Here is a 14,707-nt window from a genome sequence, read left to right as displayed (position 1 = left end):
CAGCACTTTTTTGCGAAATTTTGCTTATCCAACGCATTTCGACGCGAAATCGCTTCCATTTTCCCGAAAAATCCTCATCAATTTATCGTCTCGGTGCGAAATCGCCGGGAATTTTTACGGCAGCTTGTTTTCAATTGGCATGATACGTGCATTACGTTGGCCGAGCGGGAAATAGGCCTGCTGTAACAGGAGAAGCGGAGAGACATTTTCTCATGAAAAAGATCGAAGCGATCATTAAGCCCTTCAAACTCGACGAAGTGAAGGAAGCCCTTCAGGAAGTCGGACTGCAGGGCATCACCGTCACGGAAGCGAAGGGCTTCGGTCGTCAGAAGGGCCACACGGAGCTTTACCGTGGCGCCGAATACGTCGTCGACTTCCTGCCGAAGGTGAAGGTCGAAGTTGTATTGGCGGACGAAAATGCGGAGGCGGTGATCGAGGCCATCCGCAAGGCCGCGCAAACAGGGCGTATCGGCGACGGAAAGATTTTCGTTTCCAACGTGGAAGAAGTCATCCGAATTCGTACCGGCGAAACGGGCATCGACGCCATCTAATCCGCCCGGCCCTTCAGGCCGCGGCTCGTTCAATCGTCATCTATGTCAAGGGAAGTAATTTCATGACGACTGCAAGCGAAATTTTGAAGCAAATCAAGGATAACGACGTCAAGTTCGTCGACCTGCGCTTCACCGATCCGAAGGGCAAGCTGCAGCATCTCACCATGGATGTGGTCTGTGTCGACGAAGATATGTTTGCCGATGGCGTCATGTTCGACGGCTCCTCGATTGCGGGCTGGAAGGCCATCAACGAATCCGACATGGTGCTGATGCCCGATCCGGATACGGTCCACATGGATCCATTCTTCGCGCAGTCGACGATGGTCATTCTCTGCGACATCCTCGACCCGATCTCCGGCGAATCCTATAACCGCGATCCGCGCGGCACCGCCAAGAAAGCCGAAGCCTATCTCAAGGCTTCGGGTATCGGCGACACCGCCTTCTTCGGCCCGGAAGCCGAATTCTTCGTCTTCGATGACGTCAAGTACAAGGCCGATCCCTACAATACCGGTTTCAAGCTCGATTCGAGCGAACTGCCGTCCAACGACGACACCGACTATGAAACCGGCAATCTCGGCCACCGTCCGCGTGTCAAGGGCGGCTACTTCCCGGTCCCGCCGATCGACAGCTGCCAGGACATGCGTTCGGAGATGCTGACGGTTCTGACCGAAATGGGCGTTACCGTAGAAAAGCACCACCATGAAGTCGCAGCCGCCCAGCACGAACTCGGCATCAAGTTCGATACGCTGGTACGCAGCGCCGACGGCATGCAGATCTACAAATATGTCGTCCACCAGGTCGCCAATGCTTATGGCAAGACGGCAACCTTCATGCCAAAGCCGATCTTCGGCGACAACGGCTCGGGCATGCACGTTCACCAGTCGGTCTGGAAGGGCGGCAAGCCGACCTTCGCAGGCGACGAATATGCAGGTCTTTCCGAGACCTGCCTCTATTACATCGGCGGCATCATCAAGCATGCCAAGGCGATCAACGCCTTCACCAACCCGTCGACGAACTCCTACAAGCGTCTCGTTCCGGGTTACGAAGCTCCGGTTCTGCTCGCCTATTCGGCTCGCAACCGTTCGGCTTCTTGCCGTATCCCGTTCGGCTCAAACCCGAAGGCAAAGCGCGTCGAAGTCCGCTTCCCTGACCCGACGGCCAACCCCTATCTCGGTTTCGCCGCCATGCTGATGGCCGGCCTCGACGGCATCAAGAACAAGATCCATCCCGGCAAGGCCATGGACAAGGATCTCTACGACCTGCCGCCGAAGGAACTGAAGAAGATCCCGACGGTCTGCGGCTCGCTGCGCGAAGCTCTGGAAAGCCTGGACAAGGACCGCAAGTTCCTGACCGCCGGTGGCGTTTTCGACGATGATCAGATCGATGCCTTCATCGAACTGAAGATGCAGGAAGTCATGCGCTTCGAAATGACCCCGCATCCGGTCGAATACGACATGTACTATTCGGTCTGACATCAGTTGTGAAAGCCCCGGCCTTGCCGGGGCTTTCCTCATAATGAGGAAGCCGGTGGCAGGCGTCCCTCCAAATACCGTCTTCACATTGAGCTGTTGCTCGGCGTAGAACCGAGCCGAGTGTGACAGTTCAATGAAGGAATGGGGGCAAAATCCTTGATATCAGTGGTGAAAGTCACCACATGATTGCTTGAAAGGAAGTCGTGCCATGAAACAACGAAACGCAAAATTCAATATTGGCGACGTGGTTCGACACCGGATGTTCCCCTTCCGCGGTGTCATCTTCGATGTCGATCCGGAATTCGCAAATACAGAGGAATGGTGGAATTCCATTCCCGCGGAAGTGCGTCCCGATAAGGACCAGCCCTTCTATCACCTTCTCGCCGAAAACGACGAGACGGAATATGTCGCATACGTATCGGAGCAGAACCTCATCAACGATGAGAGCGGGCTTCCCTTGCGCAATCCGCAAGTCGCTCAGATCTTCGACCAAGCCCCGACCGGGCAGCTCAAACCCAAGATGAGCTTCGCCCATTAAGCGTGGGTAAAACCTATCCTATTCCAAAGGGAAGGCGCTCCCAACGCCTTCCCTTTTTATTTGGCTTCCAAGCATCGCATGCCGTCCCCTGCGCAAAGAAAAAGCCCGGATCGCTCCGGGCTTTTTTTATAGGATAATGAAATTCCGCAAGCTTACTGCGCTTTGGCAGCCTTCTGCGCGTCTTCGAGCTTCTTGCGAGCTTCCTCGGCCTTTTTCTGCATGCTGTCCTGCAGGCTCTTCTGGCTTTCGGCAAGCTTGCTGTCGGAGATCGCCGGGCCGTCAAAAGCGGCGCCGAAGCCGGTCAGCGAGATCTTGATCGGGTTCGGAGCGCGACGGAAGTTCACAGACGTGAAAGTGACGTCGGTGCCCTTCTTCAGCGAAGCAATCATCGCGTCCGTCACGGGGACTTCCGCGGTGCACTTGTCCGGAAGGCAGACGGCGTAATCGAGCTTCTGACCCTTGCCGCCATCGACCTGCATGGTGATGCCCGGCGGAATGAGGCGGGCCGTCGGAACGGAGATCTGCAGGATCTTGCGGTTTACCTTGCCGTCGACGGAGATGAGGCCGACAGCCGTAACGAGCTGGCCGTTGTTTGCCATGATCAGGTTCTGCACGATGCAGATGTCAGCATCGTCCTGTTTGGTGCAGGTCTTGTACCAGCCGAGACGCGGCTGGTTGGGATCACCACCGCCATCGGCCGGAGCTGCGTTGGACGCATCCTGCGCGAAAGCGGCAGCCGGCATGGCCGCGCCAATCATGAGAGCCAGAGCAGAAAGACCTGCCCGCATTTTGTTGTCAGTCTTGAACATCATAGCGAAACCGCCTCCTGAAATCCGCTGCGGGACGACAGCGCGCCGTCCCATGCAATTCGGGTCAAACCGTCGTCCACCTGTCGAATGAATAAGGCAAATACATGACCCGAGAAACCCGGCACTCCTGTTACATCGCACTGGCACGGATATCCAGCTTTTCTTTGGCCTTTTCTGCCAAGTCCTAAGATTTCCGCAGTCGCGTGTTGAATTCGGCACGCTCATGATAATGTTCGGCCGAATCATACCCTTCCCGGAAAGGATGCCATGCAAGCGCTCCGGATCGCTGCCTTCCTGTTCTTCGCAACCTTGTGCAATGCCGCGTCAGCTCAGCCGCTTTACGGCATCGCCATGCATGGAGATCCGGCGCTGCCGGGGGACTTCAAGCATTTCCCTTACGTCAATCCGGATGTAAAAAAGGGCGGCCGCGTCAGCTATGGCGTCGTCGGCACGTTCGACAATCTCAACCCCTTCATTCTGAAGAGCATGCGCACGACGGCGCGGGGCATGTGGGACCCGGAATACGGCAATCTCGTTTATGAACCGCTGATGGTGCGCTCGCGCGACGAGCCTTTTACACTGTATGGGCTGCTGGCGCAGACGGTCGAATGGGATGAGAGCCGAAGCTATATTCAGTTCAACCTCAATCCCGATGCCAAATGGTCGGACGGCCAGCCGGTTACGCCGGAAGATGTGATCTTCACGTTCCAACTTCTTCGCGACAAAGGCCGCGTCCCGTTTTCATCGTGGCTTGAGACCATCGCCAGCATGGAGAAGGTTGGTGAGCACAGCGTGATGATCCGCTTCAACGAGAAAGCCAATCGCGAAACGCCGCTCATTATCGCCTCTTCGCTGCCGATTCTGCCGAAGCATGCGATCGACACGGATAGTTTCGATCAGACCTCCCTGCGCATTCCGATCGGCTCCGCCCCCTACAGGATCAAGAGCATCGATCCCGGCCAGCGCATCGTCTTCGAGCGCCGTTCTGACTACTGGGGCAAGAACCTCCCGTCGAAGATCGGCATCGACAATTATGATGAAATCACCGTCAATTACTTCCTGCAGGACACGACGCTGTTCGAAGCGTTCAAGAAAGGCGATGTCGATATTTATCCCGACGGCAGCCCAGGCCATTGGCAGCAGGCTTACAATTTTCCTGCGGTAACTTCCGGCGCCATCATCAAGGAGACCTTTAGGCCAAAAACGCCGAGCGGCATGTTGGGTTTCGTCTTCAATACGCGGCGGCCGATGTTTGCCGACAAGAATGTGCGTAAGGGACTGACCCTCGCCTTCGACTTCGAATGGCTGAACCGAAATCTCTATTCGGGCGCCTATAAGCGCACGGAGAGCTATTGGCAAAATTCCGATCTTTCGTCGTTCGGCATTCCCGCGGATCCGCATGAGCTCGCCATGCTGGGACCGATCAAGGACCGCATCGATCCGGACGTGCTCGATGGCACCTACAAGCTGCCCGTCAGCGACGGTTCCGGGCGTGACCGCAAGATCCTGCGCGAGGCGGTAGCCCTGCTCAAGGAGGGTGGCTATACAATCCGCGGTGAGAAGATGGTCGATCAGAACGGCCGCCAGCTCAGCTTCGAAATATTGACCCAAAATGCGGATCAGGAACGCATGGCGATCCCCTATCGCCGGTCTCTGGAATTGCTCGGCATTGCAGTAACGATTCGCACGGTCGATGATTCGCAGTATCAGCTCCGGACGATCAACTACGACTACGACATGATCATCAAGTCCTACCCTTCGTCGTTATCGCCGGGCATCGAGCAAGTGGGGCGCTGGGGCTCCGTTGCCGCCAAAACCGAAGGCAGCCTTAATTTCGTCGGCGCCGCAGACCCCGATGTCGATACGCTGATATCACATTTTCTCATGGCGCGTTCGGCCGAGGATTTCCGCGACGCGGTGCGTTCTTTCGATCGGATGTTGATTTCTGGTTATTATCTAGTGCCGCTCTACCATATCGACCAGCAATGGGCGGCGCGGCGCAGCCGCATCAATCATCCCGGCGTTCTGCCGCTTTACGGGTACTATCTGCCGGCGTGGTGGGACGCTTCCGTCCAATAATCTCGGCCGGTTCCCTTTCGGTAACCGGTTGAAGCCGTCGGCACAAAGGCCTAGATGGAGGAGAACAGCGCGAAAAACGGAAAGGATGAAACCATGGAACGCATCACGATCGACATCGTCTCGGATGTCGTCTGCCCATGGTGCTATCTCGGCAAGGCCCGCCTGGAGCTCGCCATTGCCGAGGTGCAGGACGAAGTGGGCGTCGACCTCAACTGGCGACCCTATCGGCTCAATCCCGACTATCCGCCCGAAGGCGTCGACCAGAAAAAGGCGCTGGAGCAAAAGCTCGGCGGCGCGGAGCGTGTCGCCGAGGGGCACAAGATGCTGACCGAGCTCGGCCGCGAAGTGGGAATCAAGTTCGATTTTGACGCCATCAAGATCGGTCCGAACACGCTCGATGCCCATCGCCTCATCCACTGGTCCGTCACCGAAAGCCGCGAAAAGCAGGACAAGGTGGTCGATGCGCTCTTCAAGGCCAATTTCGAACAAGGTCGCAATGTCGGCGATCACGCCGTGCTGCTCGACATTGCCGAAGAAGCAGGCCTCGACCGCTCGGTCATATCAACGCTGCTCGCCTCCGATGCGGACCGCGATCTTATCATCGGCGAAATCGACGCCGCCCAGAAGATCGGCGTCAACGGCGTGCCCTTCTTCATCTTCGACCAGCAATATGCCGTCAGCGGGGCACAGACGCCGGATGTGCTCGCCGAGGCCTTGCGCGACATCGCCAAGATGAAAACGGAAGCACGGGCGGCGATGAACTAAGCAGGATTCCGCTTTTTCGATCATAGCTGCAAGAGCTTCCGCGAATCGCAGATCGCGGAAGTAGCCGAGTTGTACCGGCATCAGGTTTTTGCCAGTAATCCCGAAGCCATCGCCCGGAAGGCTTCTATCGCCTTGGGCAACACTTCCGCCGGATTATCGCTGGCAGCAACCCAGAGGGCAGCATTCAGCGCTGCGCCGGAAATGAGCCGGGCCGCAGCCTCGGGATCGACCGGCTTGACCACCTCTTGTTCCAGAAGTTTTGAGACCGTCTGCCGGGTGCCGGCGAGACAGCTGTTCTGGCTGGGCCATTTCGAGGGGTCGCCCAGAACGGCCGGACCGTCGAGCAAGACGATGCGCTGCACTTCGGGATCGAGCGCCATCTTGATATAGGCCTCCCCCTCCGCAAGCAGACCCTGCCAGTCACCATCCGCCTGTGCGCCGATCTCCTTCGCCCGTAGCGCCAGTTCGTTGTCGATCTGATCGACGACGGCGGCCAGCAATCCGCGCTTGTCGCCGAAATTATGATAGAGGGCGCCTCGCGTCAGGCCGACATCCGCCGTCAACTCATCCATTGAGGCCGCCGCAAATCCTTTCTCCGCGAAGGCTTTCCGCGCAGCGGCAATCAACTTGCGCCGATTTTCTTCCATGGTTTCCAGGCGCTTTGCCATATCACTCTCAAATTTCACATACGTTTCGTATTTGAAATATTGACATACGTCGCGCATATGAATATTTCACATACATGTCGTATATCAAACGAAGCGGCAGTTTGGAAGTCTCGCGTGAGCTTGCGTCCTTCCGATCTTTTCACATCAACGAAAGCCAAAACATTATGACGACACGTAACGCAATCTTCCCGAAGAACAGGCATGCGCTTTATGAGGAGCACGGCTATTCCGCAGCAATCCGCTCCGGCGACCTGCTGTTCGTCTCCGGCCAGGTCGGCAGCCGCGCGGATGGAAGCCCGGAGCCGGATTTCGAAAAGCAGGTCCAGCTCGCCTTCGACAATCTGAGAGCAACTTTGGAAGCGGCAGGCTGCACCTTCGATGACATCATCGATGTCACCACGTTCCATACAGATCCAGAGCGGCAGTTCGGCGCGATCATGACCGTCAAGAACCGGATCTTCACCGAAAAACCCTACCCGAACTGGACGGCGATCGGCGTCAATTGGCTGGCAGGCTTCGATTTCGAAATCAAGGTCATCGCGCGTATTCGGGATGCCGGGGAGATGAGCGAGCCGCGGGCGGCTTGAGGGTATGGTCAGATTTCAGCTCGCGGCGGAAAATGACCGTCGCGGGCTGGGCGTGACCGTCAAAGCTAATTTGCGCAGCCGTGCTTCCAGTCGTTGCGAGATGTACGGAAGTCGCTATTTTTCTTCGTCGATGAAACTACGGATTTCGATGATGAACGTTTCCACCCGCCCCGATCTGAGCGATATAGCACTGGGAGACTGGGTGGATCGCCGCCTGCCTGCGGCGTTGAGACCCTACACGCGGCTTGCGCGGCTGGATCGGCCTGTTGGCATTTGGCTCACGCTTTTTCCCTGTTGGGCAGCGCTCATCCAAGCCTCACACGGTTTTCCAGATCTCGGACAGCTGGCCGTCTTCTCGCTGGGCGCTTTGCTGATGAGAAGCGCAGGCTCGACGGTCAACGACATCGCAGATCGGAAATTCGACGGCCATGTCGAGCGAACCCGCTTCCGCCCCTTGGCAAGCGGTCAAATCGGCGTGCGACAGGCCGTGCTGTTTCTTGCGGCGGAACTGGCACTGGCCGCCTGGCTGTTATTCTTTCTGACGCCCTTTACGCGCCTCGTCGCGATCAGTGTCTTGCCGCTTGTCTTTGTTTATCCGCTCTGCAAGCGTTTCACATATTGGCCCCAGGCCATTCTTGGTGCGGCATTCAATTGGGGAATGCTGATGGCCTGGTCGGAAGTCGCAGGCGCGATTCCCGTCGGTGCCGTTCTGATGTGGCTTGGAGCCGTCGCCTGGCAGATCGGATACGATACCGTTTATGCCTATGTCGATGTTCGCGACGATACGCGACTGGGCTTGAAGTCGACCGCCATCCTGTTCGGCAACCGCGGCAGGGCATGTATCGGCCTGTTCTATACCATTGCCATCGCGGCATGGTCCGCCGGTGGGTGGCTGATGGGCATGTCATTGCCTTATGCGACAGGAATGCTTGTCATCGCCGCCCATCTCGGCTGGCAGACTTGGCGCCTCGATCTTTCACGCCCAGAGATCAGCTACCGGCTGTTTCTAGCGAATATTCTAACGGGTATGTTGCTGGCCGCAGCGGCCTTTGCTGGAACTCTGTAAGCCGCGTCCAAAGGAAGAGATGCGGATTTTCGGCCCAGAGCCCACCTTCTATTTCGCCAGCTCCGCCAGTTGCGTCATGACCACAGCCGCCCCCTGCAGCCGCTTTTCCGGCGTCGGAAGATCGCGGGTCAGGAAGACACTGTGGTCGGGACGGATCTTGGCCATCGTGCCCTGCTTGGCGATATAGCCAACGAGGTTGGCCGGGTTGGGGAATTCCTTGTTGCGGAATTGTACGACGACACCCTTCGGGCCGGCATCCAGTTTCTCGACGTTGGCGATGCGGCAGAGCGACTTGATATAGACGATCTTGAGGAGATGCTGCACCTCGATCGGCAAGGGACCGAAGCGATCGATCATCTCAGCTCCGAAACCATCGATCTCCTTGATTTCGGTGATCTCGCCGAGGCGGCGATAGAGCGCCATGCGCAGATGCAGGTCGGGCACGTAATCATCCGGGATCATGACCGGCGTGCCGACGGAAATTTGCGGCGACCAGCCGGTATCCTGGATCTCGTCGACGCCCTTGACCTCGGCGACGGCCTCCTCGAGCATCTGCTGGTAAAGCTCAAAGCCAACTTCCTTGATATGGCCGGACTGTTCCTCGCCCAGCAGATTGCCGGCGCCGCGGATATCGAGATCGTGGCTCGCAAGCTGGAAGCCGGCGCCGAGCGTATCCAGCGACTGCAGCACCTTGAGCCTGCGCTCCGCCGTCGTGGTCAGCACCTTGTTGACCGGCAGCGTGAAAAGTGCGAAGGCGCGCACCTTGGAGCGGCCGACGCGACCACGGAGCTGATATAGCTGGGCAAGGCCGAACATATCGGCGCGATGGACGATCAGCGTGTTGGCCGTCGGCACGTCGAGGCCGGATTCGACAATGGTCGTCGAAAGCAGGACGTCATAACGGCCTTCGTAGAAGGCGTTCATGATGTCTTCCAGCTCACCGGCGGGCATCTGGCCATGGGCGACCGCCACCTTCAGCTCCGGCACATCCGATTGCAGGAAGGCATGGATATCGGCGAGATCGGCGAGGCGCGGACAGACATAGAAGCTCTGGCCGCCACGATAATGCTCACGCATCAGCGTTTCGCGGATGACCAGCGAATCGAAGGGCGAGATGAAGGTGCGCACCGCCATACGATCGACGGGCGGCGTGGTGATGAGCGACAGTTCGCGTACACCGGTCATCGCAAGCTGCAAGGTGCGCGGGATCGGTGTCGCCGACAGCGTCAGCACATGCACATCGCTCTTCAGCTCCTTCAGGCGCTCCTTGTGCTTGACGCCGAAATGCTGCTCCTCGTCGATGACGAGCAGGCCGAGATTGGCGAACTGGATGCCGGCGCCGAGCAGCGCGTGGGTGCCGACAACGATATCGGTCTTGCCATCGGCCACTTCCTTCTTGGTGAGCGCCAGTTCCTTGGAACCGACCAGACGAGATGCCTGCTGTATGCGGATCGGCAGCCCACGGAAGCGCTCGGAGAAGGTCTTGAAATGCTGGCGCGAAAGCAGCGTCGTCGGCACAACGACCGCGACCTGTACGCCATTCATGGCAGCGACGAAGGCTGCGCGCAGCGCCACTTCCGTCTTGCCGAAGCCGACATCGCCGCACACGAGGCGATCCATCGGCCGGCCGGCACCAAGATCTTCACGCACTGCCTCGATGGCGTTCATCTGGTCGTCGGTCTCGTCATAGGGGAAACGCGCGGCAAATTCGTCATACAGTCCATCCGGCGTGCTGAGCACAGGCGCATGCCGCGTCAGGCGTTCGGCCGCGACGCGGATCAAGGCGCCGGCCATATCCAGCAGGCGCTTCTTGAGCTTGGCCTTGCGCATCTGCCATGCGCCGCCGCCGAGCTTGTCGAGCTGCGCCTCTGTGCCCTCGCCGCCATAGCGCGAGAGCAGATCGATGTTTTCGACCGGCAGGAACAGCTTGGCATCGTCGGCATATTGCAGCTCGAGGCAGGCATGCGGTGCGCCGGCTGCCTCGATGGTCCTGAGGCCAACGAAACGGCCGATACCGTGCTCGGCATGAACGACGATCGAGCCTTCATCAAGGCCTGCTACTTCCGAGATGAAATCGGCGGCTCGCTTGCGCCGCTTGGAACGGCGCACCATGCGGTCGCCGAGAATATCCTGCTCGCCGATAACGATCAGATCGCCGGTTTCGAAACCGGCTTCGAGGCTGAGCACGGCTGCGGCCGCCTCACCCTTCGCCAGGCCGCCAAGGTCCTTGAAGGCCTCGATCGTCTTGACGCGCGCCAGCCCGTGTTCGGATAGCACCTGCAGGAGGCGATCGAGCGAGCCTTCCGTCCAGGCCGAAATCAGCACCTTGCCGCCCGAAGCCCGCTTATCGGCGATATGCTTGACGACTGCATCGAAGACGTTGACGCGCTCACTGTCGGCGCTATCGGTCGCGGAGCGTGCCCAGCGCGGCCCCTGACGGGCATCAAGCTCGATGACGCGGCGCGCCTCGCCCTCATGCTCGTTGAAGGGCGAGATGCGGACGGCGCCGAAGGCATCGAGCGCGTTGCCGAAAGCCTTGCCGTCAAGATAGAGCTGGCCCGGGGTAACGGGCTTGTAGGGCGTTCCCTGCGCCATCTGCCCCTTGCCTTGCTGGCCGGAATGCAGGCGGGCATCGTAATAGTCGAAGACGAGCTTGGAACGCTCCTCGGCGGCCTCGCGCACCGTATGATCCGTCACCAGCCGGAAGCCCTTAAGGTAATCGAAGACCGTCTCGAGCTTCTCGTAGAACAGCGGCAGCCAATGTTCCATGCCGGCATAGCGGCGACCTTCGGAGACCGCGAGATAGAGCGCGTCGTCGCGCGTGGCGGCGCCGAAGGCGGAGAGATAATTCTTGCGGAAGCGGCTGATCGTATCCGGCGTCAACGTCACTTCGCTCATCGGATTGAGATCGAGCGAACGCACCTGCCCTGTCGTGCGCTGGCTGGCCGGATCGAAGCTGCGGATGCTTTCCAGCGTATCGCCGAAGAAATCCAGGCGCACCGGCTCTTCCGTGCCCGGAACGAAGACGTCGAGAATGCCGCCGCGCACGGCATATTCGCCGACCTCGCGCACGGTCGCCACGCGCTCGAAGCCGTTGCGCTCGAGGCGAGCCGCGATATCGTCCATCCGGATCTGGTTGCCGGGGCGGGCGAAGAACGCCAGGCTTTCGATGATTTCCTGCGGGGCGACCTTCTGCAGCATGGCGTTGACAGTCACCAGCACAATGGCTGCATGCGGTTTGCGATGATGCGCGATCAGGCCGGACAAAGCCGCCAAGCGCCGGGCCGAGGTGTCGGAACTTGGGGAAACGCGGTCGTAGGGAAGGCAATCCCAGGCCGGCAGGGTGAGTACCGGAATTTCAGGCGCGATGAAGCCGAGCATCTGTTCGACATCGGCCATGTGCTGACCGTCGGACATGACATAGGCGACCGGCTGACCGGCCTTTGCCATTTCGGCAATCAGGAACGGCTCCAGACCAGCCGGAACATGACCGATCGTCACCGGCTCGCTTGCGGCGAGCAGCTTCTTCGCATCGAAACCGGGGATCATTTCGTTAATCCGAACCTTTCGGCGATCTCTTCGAAATCGGGCTTGTAGGATGCCAGGCGCTCAAAGAGCGGTGTGCGCAGATGCTGAGGCGTCGGCTCACTACCGAGGATCCATTTGAGGAGATCGTTGTCCTCTTCAGCCATGATGCGCTCGAGCTCATCAAGATCAGCTTCGGCGAGGCGCGGCAACTCGTTATCGGCAAACTGGCCGAAGACGAGATCCATCTCGCGGATGCCGCGATGCCAGCAACGGAAAAGGATGCGCCGACGGCGAGGATCGAGATCGGCACTGCTGAGGGTCAGCCCAGTCATCAAAAACACCTTTATGTTGATGCGTCTCTATAAAACCAGCACTCAAAGGTGGGAACCTGTTTTTCAGAAAAAAGCACCTGCAATGCAATTTTCCGGGGAGTGTTGATCTCAAAGAGATCGAGTTCTCCGGTGCCCCTTGCCAAATGCGCCCTGCCCGTCGCATTTTGCCGCCATGCGTCCCGCTATCCTCGACCCGCTGTTTGCCTCCATCTCCTCGCTATCAGGCGTCGGGCCGAAGGTATCGGAACTGCTGGTGAAGCTGCTCGATCGGGAAACCATCGACGATTGCCGCGTCATCGACCTGATTTTCCACGCGCCGCATTCGATCATCGACCGGCGCGAACAGCCGGGCATTGCCCGGGCGCCGCAGGGGGCCATCGTCACCATCACCGGCCGCGTCGATCGCCATCAGCCGCCGCCCAATCCGCGCAGCAACGTGCCTTATCGCGTCTATCTGCACGACGAAACAGGCGAACTAGCGCTGGTCTTTTTTCGTGGCAAGGCGCAATGGCTCGAAAAGCAGCTGCCGATCGATGAAACCGTTACCGTCAGCGGCAAGGTCGACTGGTTCAACGGCCGGCCGTCGATGGTGCATCCGGATTATATCATGCGCGAGAGCGAGGCGGAAAACCTGCCGCTGGTCGAACCGGTCTATCCGCTAACCGCCGGGCTTACGCCGAAGTTCCTGCGCAAGACGATAGAGGCAGCATTGCCACGCATTCCGCAGCTGCCCGAGTGGGATGATATAGCCCTGACGCAGAAGCAGGGTTTCCCCTCGATCTCCGATGCCTTCCACATGCTGCATGCGCCGAGAGATGCGGCCGATATCGACCCGCAGGCACCGGCGCGACGCCGGCTTGCCTATGACGAGTTCCTGGCCGGGCAATTGTCGCTTTCGCTGGTACGCCAAAGGCTGCGCAAGGTTGCGGGGCAGTCGGCGCATGCAACTGGAGAGATCAGTGGCAAGATACTGGAATCTCTTCCTTTCTCTATGACGAACAGCCAGCGAGATGCAGTGGCCGATATTCTCAAGGATATGGCCGGCACCGAGCGCATGCTCCGGCTGTTGCAGGGCGATGTCGGCGCGGGCAAGACGCTGGTGGCGTTGATGGCGATCGCAGCCGTTATCGAAAGCGGCGGCCAGGCGGTACTGATGGCACCAACCGAAATCCTTGCCCGACAACACTTCGCTACGATTTCAAAATTCGCAGCAAACGCAAACCTTTCCGTCGAAGTTCTCACAGGCCGCACGAAGGGCCGCGAGCGGGATGCGATCCTGGAGCGCATTGCCTCCGGCGAAGCGCAGATCATCATCGGCACCCATGCTCTCTTTCAGGATAGCGTCGCCTATGCCAATCTGATGCTGGCTGTCGTCGACGAGCAGCATCGCTTCGGCGTTCACCAGCGCCTGCGCCTGACCGCAAAAGGCATCTCGCCGCATATGCTCGTCATGACCGCGACGCCCATTCCGCGAACACTGGTGCTTGCCGCTTTCGGCGATATGGACGTTTCCAAGCTCACCGAGAAGCCGGCGGGCCGAAAGCCGATCCAGACGATCACCATCCCGAATGAACGGACCGGCGACATCGTTGGCCGGCTGAAAAGCGCGCTTTCGGAAGGCAAAAAAGCTTATTGGATATGCCCACTTGTGGAGGAATCCGAAGAATCCGATTTAATGTCGGTCGAGGAGCGTCATGAAACGCTGATCAAGGCGCTCGGCCCCGGCATCGGCCTCATTCATGGCCGAATGAGCGGACCGGAAAAAGACGCCGTCATGATGGCGTTCAAGAATGGCGAGATCCGCCTGCTTGTGGCAACGACGGTCGTCGAAGTGGGCGTCGACGTGCCGGACGCGACGATCATGGTTATCGAACACGCCGAGCGCTTCGGCCTGGCGCAGCTTCACCAGTTGCGCGGGCGCGTTGGTCGCGGTGACGAAGCCTCGACCTGTATCCTTCTCTACAAGGGCCCCCTCGGCGAAACCGGGCATGCGCGACTGTCGATCATGCGAGAGACCGAAGACGGCTTCCGCATTGCCGAGGAGGACTTGAAGCTGCGCGGCGAAGGTGAGCTTCTGGGGACACGCCAGTCCGGCACGCCGGGCTTCCGCATCGCCAGCCTCGAGGCTCATGCCGATCTTCTGGAGATCGCCCGCAAGGATGCCGCCTATCTGATCGAGCGCGATCCGGAGCTTATGAGCGAGCGCGGCGCAGCGGTTCGCACCCTGCTCTATCTCTTCCGCCGCGACGAGGCGATCCGCTTCCTGCGAGCGGGGTAAGCGGATGAGCGCAGCGACTGCGCCCATCCTGTTT

Annotated in this window: 12 protein-coding genes; 8 read left to right on the top strand and 4 right to left on the bottom strand. The window is 59.1% G+C overall.

The window, feature by feature from the left end; genetic code table 11:
• The first annotated feature begins 212 nt into the window (after positions 1–212).
• From RTCIAT899_RS08835 to hspQ, 3 genes are all read left to right on the top strand, one after another.
• Positions 213–551 (top strand): P-II family nitrogen regulator, encoded by a 339-nt coding sequence (locus tag RTCIAT899_RS08835; RefSeq protein ID WP_015339877.1) that lies wholly within the window; start codon positions 213–215, stop codon positions 549–551.
• Between the two features lie 62 nt (positions 552–613).
• Entirely contained in the window at positions 614–2,023 is a 1,410-nt protein-coding gene (glnA, locus tag RTCIAT899_RS08830; protein WP_015339876.1) for a type I glutamate--ammonia ligase, read from the top strand.
• 208 nt (positions 2,024–2,231) lie between these two features.
• Entirely contained in the window at positions 2,232–2,561 is a 330-nt protein-coding gene (hspQ, locus tag RTCIAT899_RS08825) for a heat shock protein HspQ (RefSeq protein ID WP_015339875.1), read from the top strand.
• A gap of 152 nt (positions 2,562–2,713) precedes the next feature.
• Here hspQ and RTCIAT899_RS08820 read toward each other — a convergent pair whose 3' ends face one another.
• Positions 2,714–3,373 carry an invasion associated locus B family protein gene (locus RTCIAT899_RS08820; protein WP_015339874.1) on the bottom strand — a complete coding sequence of 220 codons (660 nt, stop codon included), beginning with the start codon at positions 3,371–3,373 and terminating at the stop codon, positions 2,714–2,716.
• A gap of 264 nt (positions 3,374–3,637) precedes the next feature.
• On the opposite strand from RTCIAT899_RS08820, the gene RTCIAT899_RS08815 reads away from it, so the two are divergent.
• Both RTCIAT899_RS08815 and RTCIAT899_RS08810 read left to right on the top strand, forming a co-directional pair.
• Positions 3,638–5,449, top strand: coding sequence for an extracellular solute-binding protein (locus tag RTCIAT899_RS08815; protein ID WP_015339873.1), 1,812 nt, complete (start codon positions 3,638–3,640; stop codon positions 5,447–5,449).
• 93 nt (positions 5,450–5,542) lie between these two features.
• A complete protein-coding gene (locus tag RTCIAT899_RS08810; protein ID WP_041677884.1) occupies positions 5,543–6,214 on the top strand; it encodes a DsbA family oxidoreductase in 672 nt (223 codons plus the stop codon).
• Between the two features lie 80 nt (positions 6,215–6,294).
• On the opposite strand, the gene RTCIAT899_RS08805 is transcribed toward RTCIAT899_RS08810, so the two are convergent.
• The gene (locus tag RTCIAT899_RS08805) at positions 6,295–6,882 is read right to left on the bottom strand and encodes a TetR/AcrR family transcriptional regulator (protein ID WP_015339871.1); all 588 of its coding nucleotides are present in this window, start codon (positions 6,880–6,882) and stop codon (positions 6,295–6,297) included.
• Between the two features lie 164 nt (positions 6,883–7,046).
• Here RTCIAT899_RS08805 and RTCIAT899_RS08800 point away from each other — a divergent pair, with 164 nt between their 5' ends.
• A complete protein-coding gene (locus RTCIAT899_RS08800; RefSeq protein ID WP_041677882.1) occupies positions 7,047–7,469 on the top strand; it encodes a RidA family protein in 423 nt (140 codons plus the stop codon).
• Positions 7,470–7,620: 151 nt separating this feature from the next.
• On the top strand, positions 7,621–8,535 hold the full coding sequence (gene ubiA, locus RTCIAT899_RS08795) for a 4-hydroxybenzoate octaprenyltransferase (RefSeq protein WP_041677881.1): 915 nt from the start codon (positions 7,621–7,623) through the stop codon (positions 8,533–8,535).
• A gap of 48 nt (positions 8,536–8,583) precedes the next feature.
• On the opposite strand, the gene mfd is transcribed toward ubiA, so the two are convergent.
• Together mfd and RTCIAT899_RS08785 are read right to left on the bottom strand one after the other, a co-directional pair.
• Positions 8,584–12,084: a transcription-repair coupling factor gene (gene mfd, locus RTCIAT899_RS08790; RefSeq protein WP_015339868.1), complete on the bottom strand. Its 3,501-nt coding sequence runs from the start codon at positions 12,082–12,084 to the stop codon at positions 8,584–8,586.
• On the bottom strand, positions 12,081–12,395 hold the full coding sequence (locus tag RTCIAT899_RS08785) for an FAD assembly factor SdhE (RefSeq protein WP_041677422.1): 315 nt from the start codon (positions 12,393–12,395) through the stop codon (positions 12,081–12,083). The genes mfd and RTCIAT899_RS08785 overlap by 4 nt, the downstream gene beginning before the upstream one ends.
• Before the next feature lie 172 nt (positions 12,396–12,567).
• On the opposite strand from RTCIAT899_RS08785, the gene recG reads away from it, so the two are divergent.
• A complete protein-coding gene (recG, locus tag RTCIAT899_RS08780) occupies positions 12,568–14,673 on the top strand; it encodes an ATP-dependent DNA helicase RecG (RefSeq protein WP_041677421.1) in 2,106 nt (701 codons plus the stop codon).
• Positions 14,674–14,707 lie beyond the last annotated feature (34 nt).

It is taken from the genome of Rhizobium tropici CIAT 899, from assembly GCF_000330885.1.
Taxonomy (GTDB): domain Bacteria; phylum Pseudomonadota; class Alphaproteobacteria; order Rhizobiales; family Rhizobiaceae; genus Rhizobium; species Rhizobium tropici.
The sequence above is the reverse complement of the archived record's forward strand: the minus strand, read 5'-3'. Positions and strand labels throughout refer to the sequence as shown.